15 protein-coding genes are annotated in these 13,702 nt (G+C 41.7%); 3 read left to right on the plus strand and 12 right to left on the minus strand.

The window, feature by feature from the left end; genetic code table 11:
• Positions 1–58 precede the first annotated feature (58 nt).
• Entirely contained in the window at positions 59–1,294 is a 1,236-nt protein-coding gene (locus NSS76_RS15365) for a pyridoxal-phosphate-dependent aminotransferase family protein (protein WP_341082422.1), read from the minus strand.
• A gap of 171 nt (positions 1,295–1,465) precedes the next feature.
• Between NSS76_RS15365 and NSS76_RS15370 the strand changes: the two genes are divergently transcribed.
• Positions 1,466–2,344 carry an endonuclease I family protein gene (locus NSS76_RS15370; RefSeq protein WP_206534336.1) on the plus strand — a complete coding sequence of 293 codons (879 nt, stop codon included), beginning with the start codon at positions 1,466–1,468 and terminating at the stop codon, positions 2,342–2,344.
• A 13-nt stretch (positions 2,345–2,357) separates the two neighbouring features.
• On the opposite strand, the gene NSS76_RS15375 is transcribed toward NSS76_RS15370, so the two are convergent.
• From NSS76_RS15375 to NSS76_RS15420, 10 genes are all read right to left on the minus strand, one after another.
• Positions 2,358–3,101 (minus strand): IucA/IucC family C-terminal-domain containing protein, encoded by a 744-nt coding sequence (locus NSS76_RS15375; RefSeq protein ID WP_103131580.1) that lies wholly within the window; start codon positions 3,099–3,101, stop codon positions 2,358–2,360.
• A 21-nt stretch (positions 3,102–3,122) separates the two neighbouring features.
• Positions 3,123–4,160 carry a FecCD family ABC transporter permease gene (locus tag NSS76_RS15380; protein WP_024425988.1) on the minus strand — a complete coding sequence of 346 codons (1,038 nt, stop codon included), beginning with the start codon at positions 4,158–4,160 and terminating at the stop codon, positions 3,123–3,125.
• A complete protein-coding gene (locus NSS76_RS15385) occupies positions 4,153–5,169 on the minus strand; it encodes a FecCD family ABC transporter permease (protein WP_024423381.1) in 1,017 nt (338 codons plus the stop codon). Before NSS76_RS15385 ends, NSS76_RS15380 begins: the two co-directional genes overlap by 8 nt.
• Positions 5,170–5,242: 73 nt before the next feature.
• On the minus strand, positions 5,243–6,196 hold the full coding sequence (locus NSS76_RS15390; protein WP_024423382.1) for an ABC transporter substrate-binding protein: 954 nt from the start codon (positions 6,194–6,196) through the stop codon (positions 5,243–5,245).
• Between the two features lie 139 nt (positions 6,197–6,335).
• Positions 6,336–6,494, minus strand: coding sequence for a hypothetical protein (locus NSS76_RS15395; RefSeq protein WP_225315508.1), 159 nt, complete (start codon positions 6,492–6,494; stop codon positions 6,336–6,338).
• Positions 6,454–6,675: a hypothetical protein gene (locus NSS76_RS15400; RefSeq protein ID WP_226340794.1), complete on the minus strand. Its 222-nt coding sequence runs from the start codon at positions 6,673–6,675 to the stop codon at positions 6,454–6,456. The genes NSS76_RS15395 and NSS76_RS15400 overlap by 41 nt, the downstream gene beginning before the upstream one ends.
• A gap of 342 nt (positions 6,676–7,017) precedes the next feature.
• Positions 7,018–7,818: an HAD family hydrolase gene (locus tag NSS76_RS15405; RefSeq protein WP_024423384.1), complete on the minus strand. Its 801-nt coding sequence runs from the start codon at positions 7,816–7,818 to the stop codon at positions 7,018–7,020.
• A 191-nt stretch (positions 7,819–8,009) separates the two neighbouring features.
• Positions 8,010–8,438 (minus strand): phosphate-starvation-inducible protein PsiE, encoded by a 429-nt coding sequence (psiE, locus tag NSS76_RS15410; RefSeq protein WP_024423385.1) that lies wholly within the window; start codon positions 8,436–8,438, stop codon positions 8,010–8,012.
• A gap of 37 nt (positions 8,439–8,475) precedes the next feature.
• Positions 8,476–9,789, minus strand: coding sequence for a HAMP domain-containing sensor histidine kinase (locus tag NSS76_RS15415; protein WP_206534333.1), 1,314 nt, complete (start codon positions 9,787–9,789; stop codon positions 8,476–8,478).
• Positions 9,770–10,471 (minus strand): response regulator transcription factor, encoded by a 702-nt coding sequence (locus NSS76_RS15420; protein ID WP_025094146.1) that lies wholly within the window; start codon positions 10,469–10,471, stop codon positions 9,770–9,772. Before NSS76_RS15420 ends, NSS76_RS15415 begins: the two co-directional genes overlap by 20 nt.
• 249 nt (positions 10,472–10,720) lie before the next feature.
• Here NSS76_RS15420 and NSS76_RS15425 point away from each other — a divergent pair, with 249 nt between their 5' ends.
• On the plus strand, positions 10,721–11,926 hold the full coding sequence (locus NSS76_RS15425; RefSeq protein ID WP_206534332.1) for a DUF418 domain-containing protein: 1,206 nt from the start codon (positions 10,721–10,723) through the stop codon (positions 11,924–11,926).
• A gap of 82 nt (positions 11,927–12,008) precedes the next feature.
• Here the strand turns inward: NSS76_RS15425 and NSS76_RS15430 are convergent, their stop codons facing one another.
• Positions 12,009–12,941 (minus strand): helix-turn-helix transcriptional regulator, encoded by a 933-nt coding sequence (locus NSS76_RS15430; protein ID WP_341082423.1) that lies wholly within the window; start codon positions 12,939–12,941, stop codon positions 12,009–12,011.
• An 83-nt stretch (positions 12,942–13,024) separates the two neighbouring features.
• On the opposite strand from NSS76_RS15430, the gene NSS76_RS15435 reads away from it, so the two are divergent.
• Positions 13,025–13,669 (plus strand): FMN-dependent NADH-azoreductase, encoded by a 645-nt coding sequence (locus NSS76_RS15435; protein ID WP_341082424.1) that lies wholly within the window; start codon positions 13,025–13,027, stop codon positions 13,667–13,669.
• Positions 13,670–13,702 lie beyond the last annotated feature (33 nt).

Genomic DNA, 13,702 nt, shown 5'->3' on the forward strand with positions numbered 1-13,702 from the left:
AATTAGTGTTCTTTTCCAAATAAAAAATACCCGCCAATGGCGAGTATGTTGGAGCTCGTTATTCAGCTTGTTCATAGATAGAAAGAGCCGCCTGAAGCCCTGCTCCGCAATGGATAGACGCACCGTGTTTGATGAGAATCGCTTCCAGCCCTGCTAACACAAACAGCACATTTTCCTTTCGGCAGCTGTAGCCCATTGTCCCAATTCTCCATATACGGCCGGCAAGCGGTCCAAAGGAGCTTGCAATCTCAACCCCAAAATGATGGAGCAGATCGGCACGGACCGCTTCTCCGTCAATACCACTTGGAATGACAATACAGGTCACAACCGGCATTTTACAATCTGGATCACCAAACAATTCAAGTCCCATTGCTTCAAGACCTTTCATCAAGGCTTTCTCATGAAATGCGTGCCTTTGAAAACGTTCAGACAGCCCTTCTTCCAGCACAAGCCGAACCCCTTCTCGCAGTGCATAAAGCATCGTTGTCGCTTCTGTATGATGATTTAATCGTCTTGGGCTCCAATAATCCTGAAGCTGGCTTAAATCAAAATAATTGCTTTTGATTGGAGAAATATCGATCTGTTTTTGTAATTCATCCTGTGTCGCAATGCCTTTTTCTACTTTCTTTCTCGATTCAATGACAGCTGCGACTCGGTCATTATACGTAATAGGTGACATACCTGATGGAACAGATAAACATTTCTGCGTGCCGCCAATCGCCGCATCTATTTTCCATTCGTCCACATTTACCTCGACACCGCCAATGGTCGCCACAGCGTCTACAATAAACAGCACATCAAGAGCCCGGCATGCTTGCCCGATTTGCTTGAGCGGCTGTAATCGTCCGGTGGATGTTTCACCATGAACCATGGCAACGATTTTAGGCTTGACCTGTTTTATTTCTTGAATGATGTCGTCAGGATCAAAAACCGTCCCCCATTCACATTCCATTGTATGTACCTCAGCACCGTAGCGCTGCCCTATTTCAATGAGCAGGTGACCGAAGCGGCCAAAGACAGGCACAAGCATTGAATCTCCCGGCTCAATCACACTGGCGAGCACAGCTTCAAGCCCTGAACGGGACGTACCGTCAATTGGATAAGCCCATTTGTTTTCTGTTTGAAAAAGTGATCGCAATAAGGTCATTGTTTCATTCATAATGTGTGTAAATGCTGGATCAAATTGACCGAGAATTGGCGTAGTCATCACACGGAGCACTCTCGGGTCTACTTCAACGGGTCCCGGTGTCATAATCGTTCTTGAAGGTGTTTGCAGTTCTTTCACGTGATCCATCCTCTCCCTTGCTGTCCATCCTTATAAGCCCACTTATACAGGAATGCGCCTAAAATAGCAATCTCTTTTCCTATAAACTTATTACATAAAATTTACGAGAAATCCATTTATTTCTTCATGGCATTATGATAGAAATAAAGAGAATACATTCCCTATCAAGGAGGAAATCGAATGAAAAGAACTTTATTTGGAACTGTGGCCGCCGGAATCATGATATTCGGCACATTCGCCGCCCCGCTGCCTCCAGCTGCAAATGCTCAAGGTTTCAATCTGAGTGAACCTAGTCAAACGATCACCTTTTCCCCGTTACAGCTTCAAAACGAAACATCTGCACAACAAACGCAAACTGCCGCCACAAGTCAAATCGATTCCTATTACCAATCTGCTGCTGGCAAATCAGGACCCGCTCTTAAGAAAGCCTTACACGATATCATTGATGACCATACGCAGTTATCCTACAGCCAGGTTTGGGATGCCTTAAAGAAAACAGATGAAGACCCCAATAACCAAAACAATGTGCTGCTGCTTTATAGTGGTGCCTCCCGTTCAAAGCAGTCGAATGGCGGAAATGTGGGCCAGTGGAATCGGGAGCATGTCTGGGCCAAGTCTCACGGCAATTTTGGGACAAGTCAAGGGCCTGGGACGGATCTCCACCACCTTCGTGCGGCAGATGTGCAAACGAACAGCACACGTGGAAATTTAGATTTTGACACGGGTGGTAATGAATACAAAGGAGCGCCGGGCAACTTCTACGACAGCGACTCATTCGAACCGCACAGCCGGGTCAAAGGAGATGTTGCGAGAATGCTCTTTTATATGGCGGTTCGCTACGAGGGTGATGACCGATTTCCAGATTTAGAATTGAATGACAAAGTAAATAATGGAAGCTCTCCTCTTCACGGCAAAATGTCTGTACTTCTCAAATGGCACAAGCAAGATCCAGTTGATCAAATCGAACGGAACCGCAACGAGATCATATATCAAACGTATCAGCACAACCGCAACCCTTTTATTGATCATCCTGAATGGGCAAGTGAGATTTGGGAATAAAAAAAGGGCACTGCTACGAGCAAGCAGTGCCTTTCTTTTTTTCAAGCGGACAAACAAGACAATAATCGAGACTCTCCGATTTTTTCTCTAGCTTATAATACATACAGCAGGTCTTCCGGTTGGATGTTTCAAGTAAACTGTCGTCTAGGTTTAGGCTGTGCTGAAATGGATTTTGCTGAGCTCCAAAAACATCTCCAGCCGCCTGCTTCAGATACAGATAATCCTCCCGCACGCGCTGCTTCACCGCAGGCTCTTCCGCTTCCCGCATCATGCTTCGATAAAGAGAGTTGATTCGAACCGCTACATTTTCCCATAAAATACGATAAGAGAGTTTTGATGTGCGGTTCAGCACGTCTAAAAGAGGCGTGACACACTCCGTAAACAGCGCACGCACGACCTTCTCTCTCCACTCATGCCTGTCTCCTTCTAGTGGAACAAACGAACACGCCGCCTCATCCATTTCAATTTTTCGATCCTCTCTAAATGCACATGCTGCTGGTGGAAACTGATAGACACCGTCATACAGCGTCATCAAGTATAAATAGGAACTGACGGCTAAGTAGGCGTACCGCTTTGAAAACATAGAAGCTGCTACCGCCAGATTCGGTGCATGCATCGCTTCCTTTTCAGCTTCTAATAAACGTATGACGGCTGCTTCTGAAAAAAGCGCAGCAAGTGTGCGATCAGATGTCATAGGTCCATTTGTGATGTGTACCCCAAAATCAAGTAATTCTCTCTCAACCCACTCTGGCCTCATATCAAAACCCCCATCTTCTGTTTATCGATTGCGCTGTTGATATAACAAATAAATAAAGAACGGTGCACCAATAGCTGCCGTAAATACACCTGCTGGAACATCTAACGGTAGAAATGCGGTTCTAGCCACAAGATCAGCCAGCATCACGAGAATACTTCCAACTAGCGCAGATGCTGGAACAAGCGCTATGAATGAACGTCCAATAATCATCCGTGCAACGTGCGGCGCCATGAGTCCAACAAATTCAATGCCGCCTGCAAATGCGACTGCAACACCAGCCAATGTCACACTCATCAGGAGAAAGAATAATCGTTTCGCCTGCACTTTTACCCCGAGACCTGTTGCAAGATCATCGCCAAGTTCTTTTACATTCATCGTTCTTGCTAACACCATGACAATCGGTAAAATGATCATCACCCAAGGAAGCATCGCAGTGACGTCTTTCATCGTCGAACCATATAAGCTCCCCGTCAGCCAGATGTAAGACTTTGTCGTTGTCATCGTATCACTAAGAACAAGCGTAAACGTCACACAAGCCTTCATAATGGCAGAAATCCCAATTCCCATTAGGACAAGGGTAATCGGCTTGACCCCTTTTTTCCATGAAAGCAAATAGATCAGACTCGATACCGCAAAAGCACCTGCAATCGCCCATAAGGATTGATAAGCAATAGGCACAGTGCCCATCCAAAAGACGATGAACATAATCGCACCAAACGAAGCACCACTTGTAATTCCAATGATATCAGGTGATGCCAGCGGGTTGCGGATCAACCCTTGCAAAATAAGCCCTGATACCGCAAGTGCGGATCCAACTAAGACAGCCAGCAGTGTTCGTGGAATCCTCAGTGTATTTAACACAAAGGAATTCCCCTCTCCCTGACCGATTAAATGAAGCAGCACATCGACCGGCTGAATGAACCGGCTTCCCATACTGAGACTGAGAATAAATAAGCCAAAGGCAATGGCCGTCAATAAAAGTAAAATCAAAAACGTCCGCTTTGAAAATTGAAATGAAATGCGCCCGCCTTTAGAACGCACTGTATATGTTTTAGCCACCTGTCTTCAACCCCTTGCGCACTAGATAAACAAATAGAGGCGCTCCTGCTACCGCCGTCATGACACCAATCGGCACTTCCTGCGGCATGATCAGAAAACGAGCCGCCAGATCCGCGGCAAGTAAAAGCGACGCCCCCACAACGGCACAATACGGCAGTACCCAGCGGTGGTCAGGCCCGACGAGCTTTTTCACAATATGCGGCACAAGAAAACCAACAAAACCAATTGAACCAGCAACAGCGACGGAACCACCTGCTAAAAAGACAACGAGTACACCCATCGTGATTTTCAGCAGCAGTGTACGCTGGCCAAGTCCTTTGGCAATATCATCTCCCGACAAAAGAACATTAATAGAACGTCCAAGAAGCAGCGCCACTACAGTCGCACCTAAAATATAAGGCAAAACAGGGATTAACATATCAATGCTTCTTCCAGACACTGACCCAGCCATCCAGAACAAAATGCTTTGAATCGACTGTTCATTCACGATTAAAAGACCTTGTGTAAAAGACGCAAACAGTGCAGATATCGCCGCACCTGCAAGGACTATTTTGACCGGTGTCAATCCATCTCTTCCAATAGAACCTAATAGAAAAACGAGCATCCCTGCAATCGCTGCGCCTAGAAAGGCTGTCCACATATAGCTTGTTAACGACTCTGTTGAAAAGAAAACAATCGAAATCACGATAAAAAATAGTCCACCTGCATTAATTCCTAATAAATCAGGCGCCGCAAGCGGATTTCTCGTCAATGCCTGCATGAGTGCACCTGAAATCGCCAGGCTTGAGCCAACGACTGTTGCAATTAAAGCTCTTGATAATCTGGATGTCATGACAATGACACTGTTTGGATCCGATTCATCAAATTGAAGAAAAGCATGGATGGTGGCTTTGAGGGAAATTGAGGTTTGCCCAAGGGAAATACTGAGCATAAAAAAGACCAACATCAACACAATGAATCCAGCAAAAAGCAGTGCCTTGCTTGAATCCTTTTTTATTAAACTTCTCATCTGATTCCCGCTTTCAATCTGTTATGGAAAAAAGGAGAAAATGGTATATTCACATTTTCTCCTCTGTTACGACTTATTTATCAATTCCTAAACGATCGTAAATATCATCAAGCATCATGTTTGCAGCGATAATACCGCCGCCCATGTTCCAAGTGATTTCATCTACTTTATGCACCTGTTTCGCTTTCACTGCGTCAAGCTGCTTCCATAAAGGATGACTCGTCCACTCTTTATATGCTTTTTCAACTGCTTTATCCTTTTCATCCATAAAGTAATAGATCACATCTGCATCCATTTGCGGAATGCTCTCTTTGTCTGTCAGTGTAATGATGTCTTGCTTTTTATCTTTGACATTCTTAGGTCCTTCAAAGCCTAGCTCTGTTAAAATGGATCCTGCGAAACCAGTTTGATAGATTCTAGCATGATCTGCACGGAAGTTCACCACAGATACACTCATCGGCCAGTTTTTGATGTCTTTTTTCGCTTTTTCTTTGAAATCAGCGACGCGGTCATCCCACTTTGTCAGCAATTCTTTTGATTTGTCTTCCTGGTTTAACGCTTCACCCATCAACTTCACTGTATCTTTAAATGTGAACACAGTTTCAGTTGCAACAGTTGGAGCGATTTCTTTCAGCTGATCAAAAATTTGCTCGTGACGGATTTTCGATGCAATGATCAAATCAGGCTTGAGCTTTTCAATTTCCTCTAAGTTTGGCTGTGTTTCCTGCCCAACAATTTTAACATCCTTTAAGTCATTTCTTAAATATTTATACGTAGGTGCTTCAAGCCATGATTCAACAACACCTACTGGTTTAATGCCCATAGCGACTGCTGCATCCGTTGCTCCTTGGTACAGTGTCACCACACGTTTAGGCGATCCTTTAATTTCAGTTGAACCGATAGCGCTTTCAACGGTTCTTGTTTTCTCTTTACTATCTGACTTGCCGTTACTGCTATTGCTGCCGCAAGCTGCAAGTAAAACGATGGAGAGCACAACTAATAGCGACCAAAAAGATTTCTTGAACATGTACCTCACCTATCCATTCTATATGTAGTCATATCGTTTGATAACGATTCTCATTATCACATTATGATTTTATCATAGAAAAGGATGGTGTCAATGTAAATTTTTAATTAAATGGGAGAGTATTGACTAATTGTTCATACTAAATAGAAGGATTCCACATCTGGATGGTCCTGCCAATCTGTTTTCCTGCTTCTAGTAAAACTGACAAATGGGTATGGCCACCCAGCACTTGATAGACTGATTGCTGCTTGATCTCTTCATGCGGCAGCTTGATAGGCAGGGAATTTTTCAATATCAAATAGTTCATCCTCGTTGCCTACTAACATCGCATATGGCTGATCTATCTTTGCAAGTTGTTTTTTAGGTGCAGACGGGGTCAAGGCAAGTAATAAATTGACGGTGATGGCTGTCAATAAAAGTGGATCCTGCTCGACTGCCCATGCTGAATAATGAAAACGTACGGCTTCAGAATGCCCCATCAGCTTTCCTTTTGTCATGGCAGACAGAACGAATTTTCCATACTTGAACGGTCGTAAAAGGAATTTAATCTGGCCTTTGCAGTGTCTGATTGATAGCCGAATTCAGGTGCAATAAAAAAGTAGCCATCAACTTCTCTTTTTTTGGACCAAGATAGGTCACTCAATAAAAAAAAACAGTTATTCATGAATAAACAACTGTTTCTTTATTGCTACTCATATACTCCTTTTTAGTTGCACGCCAATCCATTGTCTTTCTGATCCTAAACCGTTCATTAATAAACAGATAACTACTGAGTGTTCATCTCGCGAACTGGGCAAGTTCGTCTTCTTGGCAGAGAGCGGTTAAGGCTGCAAGCTTAGGATTTTTTGAATCGTATGCATGACCCCGCTCTCTTCATTTGAGAGCGTAATAAAATGCGCAGCATCTTTTACCTCTTGGACGGCATTTCTTACAGCAAAGCTGTATTGAGCGGATTCCATCAGTTCTAGATCATTACGTCCATCACCAAATACCATCGTTTCCTCTTCTGTTACCCCCAAAATGTTCTGCAGCTGCTTCACGGTGGTTCCTTTATGAACACCAATATTGGAAATATCAATCCACGTATCTTCTGAAGCGACAACATATACTTGTTCAAAGAATTCACTTAACATTTCTCTCGTCTGTACGCAATTTGCCTCAGGATCATGAACGGTGATTTTCACAAAGTCATCTTGTATGTCTGCAAAGTTTGAAACCTTGAGGACATTTGTATAAGAGCCCGTCACAAATCTCATTTCACTCTCAGATAAATGCTCATTGACCACTGCACCATCTTTCGTACATGCAATGATCGTCTGCACTTTACTTATCTCCTCCAGCTTATGGATGATCGATAAACCCAGACCATTTTTTATTAAAGATTCATAAACAAATTGTCCATTCTTTTTAATCCGCGTTGCGCTATCCCCTAAAATCCAAAAATCCTTTGCATGCTCACCAAACAATGCCTCCACTCGTTCACACTGCTTTCCCGTACAAGGAGCGAACGCTACATTTTTCTCTTCCATTAATGCTTTTATTTTCTGAAATAAAGCTTGATCAAATGATCCTTGGCGATTTAAAAAAGTGCCGTCTAAATCCGTAATAATTAATTTAATCATGTTCTTCCTCCAATTCCTTAGCTGAACAAACACTATGAAAATTGTATATGTGTACGTGCCAGAAAGTAAATAAGCCAGGAACATGTTGTTTGTCATCACACATAAAGGCACTTGTTACAGGTACGTCACAAGGCGTTTCATGAATCAACATATAAAAAAATAGACGAACGGTCATCGTTCGTCTTTTTCCCTCACTTCACTTCTTCATGCTCCTGAACCGCATGTCGTTTACTAGCGATAAAGAGAGCAACGGTCATGGCTAAAATGGTCAGCGCCCACCAGAAGGTCGATACAGCCTCCTTATGATCGATGATAATCAAACGAATAACGGCTGTGATGCCAATATAAATAAAATAGCGAAGTGGAAAATGAAAGTTTGATTTAAAGTACTTAATAATTAAGGCAATAAACTCAAAATACATAAAGAAGATCAGCAACTCTCCAAGCATTTCATAATAACTGTCTTCTTTGCTGAGCAAATTCTTGTAGACGAATTGGACAATATACCAAGTTTCACTAATTAAGAGGACGCTTAAAGCAATGGCCAGAAAGAATAGACAAATATTCAGAAGGCCTTGCAAGAGATCCGGTACCTTTTGGAAGTTGTTGAATCGTTTCATTAGATTGTCTCTCCATTCCTTGTTATTCATTTGTCAGCTATATTTTAATATGCCAGAAACGCAGCACGATGTAGTAAACGCCGTTCTTTTCCATCCTTTCAAACTGCCCGTGCATGCGGGACATCATTCGTTTTATGCTTCGTTCACCAAGTCCAGTGCTTTCCTGCGTGTCATTTGTCTCGTTTATCGCATTGCTGATATGGATCTCAAAAATTACTTGGTCGGATAGAAACGTGAGATTGATATCTTTTTTCGGGTCAGCGTATTTCAGTATGTTCGACATCAGATTATCAAACACTCGGCCAAGCTCCTCAACATTCACATTGATATAGCTGTTTGGCAGCTCTCCTAAAAGATGAACCTTAAATGTCTCTTGCTGCAAAATCGCCACCTGATCTGATAAGAGATCGTAAATGACCTCTTTGACTGCAACTGTCTCAAGCTCAGGTTCATGTTCTTTATCAAGTAGAAAATAGGCGAACAGATTATCAGATAGATTTTTCAATTGCAGTGCTTTTTCATAAGCACTTGCTATATATTGATCCTTACGGGTATCCGCTCCAGCCTCCTCTTTTTTCGCAAACTCCAAATTCATCATCAGCGACGTCAGCGGTGTCCTCATATCATGGGACATTTCGGTGACCAAGCTGCGGCTCTCATCTTGCAGCTCATCAATGGCTTGAAGCTTGTCCAAAAAAGCTTTACGAAGGTCCTCAATACTTTTGGCAATCATCGCTAATTCGTCATGCCCTTTCACCGTCATCTCATAGTCCAGCTCTCCGCCTTCAAGAATATGTATCTCTTGGTGAATCGTTTGCAGGTAGCGCAGACTTTTGCGAATACCGAGAAGAACCATGAGGAGAAAAATAAGCGTTGCTCCGAGCAGCTCGAGTGTAAACGCAAGATCGTGGTAACGAGACGAATAGAAACCATCCACCATGACCCGACCTTCACCGTCGCTAAACTGAACAGGAAACGAATGTTGCTCAGCGTACTGGGTCACCTTTTCTTTTCCGTACGCCGATTCATCGGCAGCGGAATAAATAGAGTCATATTGCAGCACTTGATCCTTGAAGATGGTCAAATTAATGTAATTCTCTTTTTTCACCCACTCGCCAAACGCTTTTCGATCCGTTGAAGACAGCTCATTCTCAGACACATAGCGGCTGAATTTTTGAATGTACTTGGCTGATTCCTGATCGTAATACTCGTCCGAACTCAAATATCCATCGATCAAATCATTGGTGATCTTTTGCAGCGTCAAAAAGACAATACCACTCACAATTGCAGCCACCAAAATCAGCAGTGCAAGCTTTTTGGCCAGTGTATATTTACGATGTGGATGTGCCAAATCGATATCCTCTTCCCCATTCAGTTTTGATATATACAGGACGCGCAGGATCATCCTCAATTTTGGCACGCAGCTTTCGAATATGCACCATCACCGTATTGTTGGAACAATAGAAATAAGGCTGTCCCCACACGCTTTCATAAATATTTTGGGCTGAAAAGATTTTGTTTCGCCTGCTCATAAGCAGTTTTAACATCCGATATTCTAGATCAGACAGCTTTATTTGCTGGTTTTCTTTCCATACTTCATTAAATTCTTCACTTACCTTCAGTTTGCCCCCAACAAGAAAGGTCTCTTCCTGTTCCTTCTTTTCCTGATAGACAGTATACCTGCGTAATTGTGCAATCACTCTAGCATGAAGCTCCTCTTGTGAAAAAGGTTTTGTCATATAATCATCCCCGCCGGCAAGTAAGCCTTCGGTTTTATCGAATGTACTTGATTTGGCTGTTAGAAATAGAATCGGGACATTAGAAGAGGCTCTTATCTGCTGGCACGTTTCGATGCCTGAGAGCCCCGGCATCATCACATCCAAAATCACCAAATCGAGCGAATCGTCCACAAACTTCAATGCTTGCTCGCCATTCATCGCTCTTAGCACCTCATATCCTGCACGTGAAAGGGATTCCTGCAGAAGGTCACCAATATCCTGATCATCTTCTACGACTAATATTCGATGGGTCATGTCTCTCACCTCATGTAATGTGTTGCTCTTTCTTTTATGTCTTTACTATATATCATCTAGCTATGTGAAAAGATACAGCATAAACCTTAACAGTTTATGAATTTGATCATACGCCATCAATTTGTCACATTTATTTTCAAAAAATTGGATCTTCATAAATTGTTAAGAATTGGACCGTATATTGATTCATTGTAAGGATCGATGAATTGATCCGAATCACATTATCATAACAAGAAAAGGAGCATGGATATGAATGCAAACAAAGTAGCACACGGACAACCGATGAGTCTGCGGGAACGGGTTCATTTCTTGGACATTGTACGAGGGTTCGCCTTAATGGGGATTATTCTAGTCAATTACTTTTTGATCGTGGATTCGGCCAAGGGATTTGACATGCTGTCAAATGATGTCTTTCACAATGTGGTGAATTGGTTCGCCTCAGGGAAATTCATTACGTTGTTCTCCTTTCTATTCGGGGTTGGTTTTATGATTTTTATGGATCGAGCTGCTCAGAAAGTGGACAGTCCGAACAAGCTGTTTGCCCGCAGATTAACCATTCTCTTAGGATTTGGCCTTCTGCATTTAACTTTTGTTTGGATTGGTGACATTTTGGCCTATTATGCAGTCGCTGGCTTTTTATTGCTTTTCTTTTACAAACGCACAGCCAAAACTATCGGATACTGGTTGATCACACTCTTTGTGATTCAATTGCTCACACCTTTTTTCACGATGCTGCTAAGTACTATCAGTACAGGATCATCAGGCAAGCCGGATTTTGCAGATTTTGATTTGACCAGCCACAACAGTCTGACTTATTTAGCATCAATTAGTGATCGGTGGACAGATATGGTGACAATGGCTTCCGGCTCTTTTTCTACTGTCTATTCTATGTTTTTCATGTTTTTACTCGGTGTGTATTTTGTGAAAATGGAGTTTTTCAAAAACATGGAGGCGAAAAAAGCGATTTGGAATCGCATTTGGGTCATTTTTGCCATCGCTTTTCTCATCACCCAAGGCAGTACGATCATAACAGCGGTCAATCCTTTTGAAAATACACTGTGGATGAACATAGCCTCTGCCCTTGAACAAAACGGCGGATTAACAGGCAGTATGTTTTATATGAGTACACTTGCGATGCTGTTTCTTCACGTCCCTCAGCTGCGAGGTGCTTTGATGGTCTTTACCAAAGTCGGACGCATGTCACTGACCTGTTATTTGCTTCACTCCATCATTGGCACAATGCTATTTCTGAAATACGGAGCCGGACTTGCTGATTATCTTCAGCCTGCTGGCACGTTTATGATTGGACTCGGGGTTTATGTCTTCCTCGTGCTCTTTAGTACATTATGGTTAAAGCGGTTCAAATATGGCCCGATGGAGTTTATTTGGCGTCAGCTGACATATGGGAAGGTTGATGATCAACCGAAAACAAATACAATGGATGTGGCGAAGTAACTGAAATAATAGTAGTTAAAAAGAGTGGGAAAAGGCGAACTTTAATCGTTCGCCTTTTCTGTAGTATATTCATTTTTTTGATTCAATACTTGTCAATCACTTCTCGTAATTGATTCAAATAACTTTCTTTCAATTCATCTGGGTATTCAATTTTCACATGTTTCCCAAATGACATCAAATAATGAGTCATATACGATAATTCTTCTTGGTTGTATCCACCCACAATATAAGGGATCTGATCAATGATCTCCAATCTCATATTTGGGTAATGATGCTTTAAAAACTTTTCTTTTCCTTGTTCCGTTAATCGACATTTAAATGAGATATCATGATAAGTTTTTTCATATTCGAGCTGCAGTTCTTTTAATTCTTCCTTTGTAAATGTGTCTCTGATTTCTTCTTCAATCACCATGTCCTTCATAAAGTCACATCTATAGATGCCCCACTTTTTATTTTGAACATCATATGCTTGAGAAAACCAAATGCCATTTCGATAAAACAACTCAAGAAATTGCAACCTGATCCATTTATTTTCATATTGAGTGTACGTCATCTTCACGATTTGATCTTTCATCATCGCCTGTAAAATCAATTCCAAATGATTTTGTTCACTAACTGGTGCGACATTATAGTAATGAATCACATCCAAAGTCTCCGTAATCATTTGCTTTTTCTCATCGGACATTGTGGCAAACAACTTTTGCCGAATTTGTGAGTAGGATTTTTTAAATGGTGTGGCTGACACCAGGTCAAGAGCTTTAAGAGCGAAAAAAATAGCTTGGACTTCTTCTATATTGAAATAAATAGGAACCAATGGAGATTGATTCACCAGTCGATATCCTCCGTGTCTGCCATTTTCAACGTAAAAAGCTAAGCCCATGGACTCTAACTCTTCTATATCTCTTAAAGCCGTCCTTTTAGAAATGCCAAATTCGGACTGTAAGTCCTTTAACTGAAAAGAGTGTTTATCGCTTAAAAAAATAAGTTCTAGGTTTAATCGTTCTGATTTTTTCATTTTGTTTTCCCTCTTAAAAAGGTGACTTCTTTTGTCACCTTTATCATTTATACTCAGCTTATCAAAAGAAAAGGAGCATGTATATGCAAACATTAATCATTAACGCACACCCAGATTTTACTCAACAAGAAAGTTATTCAAACAAACTGCAAACACTATTTTTAAAACAGTTTAAAGAAAGATTCCCTCATGAAGAACCAACCATTTTACATTTATATGGAACTGAAATCCCTCGTATCGAAAAAGAACAGCTGCTAGGAATTTGGGATAAGCAAGCATCAAAACAAGCATTAACGGCTGCCGAGGAAAAAATCGCCGCTGCTTCATCTGCTTTATTGGCTCAATTCAAAGCACATCATCGAATTGTGATCGTGTCACCTGTTCATAATTTCAATGTGACTTCACGAATGAAAGATTATATAGATAATATCTTTATTGCGCGAGAAACGTTCAAATATACAGAAAATGGTTCTGTTGGTCTGATGACTGACGATTATCGTGTACTTTTACTTCAAGCAAGCGGCTCAATTTTCACAAATAACGATCGATATACACCTCTAGAATTTTCACATCATTACCTAAAAGAAATATTTCAAAACTTGATGGGGTTTCATCAATTTCATATTGTCCGAGCACAAGGAACAGCGATTTTAGAGCAAGATGCGATCTTACAATCTGCATCTGATGATATGACGAAAACCTTAGAGGAGTTTTATGCACCTAATTAATTTCTATTTAATCAAAAAGACACAAAACGAAAA

The organism is Bacillus sp. FSL R5-0654 (genome assembly GCF_038008745.1).
Taxonomy (GTDB): domain Bacteria; phylum Bacillota; class Bacilli; order Bacillales; family Bacillaceae; genus Bacillus; species Bacillus safensis.

What these genes read in the sequence shown, in the direction of transcription:
- NSS76_RS15425 (WP_206534332.1), top strand. Translation starts at nt 10,721, where the DNA reads ATGAATGCAAACAAAGTAGCACACGGACAACCGATGAGTCTGCGGGAA.
- NSS76_RS15390 (WP_024423382.1), bottom strand. Translation starts at nt 6,196, where the DNA reads ATGTTCAAGAAATCTTTTTGGTCGCTATTAGTTGTGCTCTCCATCGTT.
- NSS76_RS15400 (WP_226340794.1), bottom strand. Translation starts at nt 6,675, where the DNA reads ATGGGGCATTCTGAAGCCGTACGTTTTCATTATTCAGCATGGGCAGTC.
- psiE (WP_024423385.1), bottom strand. Translation starts at nt 8,438, where the DNA reads ATGAAACGATTCAACAACTTCCAAAAGGTACCGGATCTCTTGCAAGGC.
- NSS76_RS15365 (WP_341082422.1), bottom strand. Translation starts at nt 1,294, where the DNA reads ATGGATCACGTGAAAGAACTGCAAACACCTTCAAGAACGATTATGACA.
- NSS76_RS15370 (WP_206534336.1), top strand. Translation starts at nt 1,466, where the DNA reads ATGAAAAGAACTTTATTTGGAACTGTGGCCGCCGGAATCATGATATTC.
- NSS76_RS15405 (WP_024423384.1), bottom strand. Translation starts at nt 7,818, where the DNA reads ATGATTAAATTAATTATTACGGATTTAGACGGCACTTTTTTAAATCGC.
- NSS76_RS15430 (WP_341082423.1), bottom strand. Translation starts at nt 12,941, where the DNA reads ATGAAAAAATCAGAACGATTAAACCTAGAACTTATTTTTTTAAGCGAT.
- NSS76_RS15435 (WP_341082424.1), top strand. Translation starts at nt 13,025, where the DNA reads ATGCAAACATTAATCATTAACGCACACCCAGATTTTACTCAACAAGAA.
- NSS76_RS15375 (WP_103131580.1), bottom strand. Translation starts at nt 3,101, where the DNA reads ATGAGGCCAGAGTGGGTTGAGAGAGAATTACTTGATTTTGGGGTACAC.
- NSS76_RS15420 (WP_025094146.1), bottom strand. Translation starts at nt 10,471, where the DNA reads ATGACCCATCGAATATTAGTCGTAGAAGATGATCAGGATATTGGTGAC.
- NSS76_RS15385 (WP_024423381.1), bottom strand. Translation starts at nt 5,169, where the DNA reads ATGAGAAGTTTAATAAAAAAGGATTCAAGCAAGGCACTGCTTTTTGCT.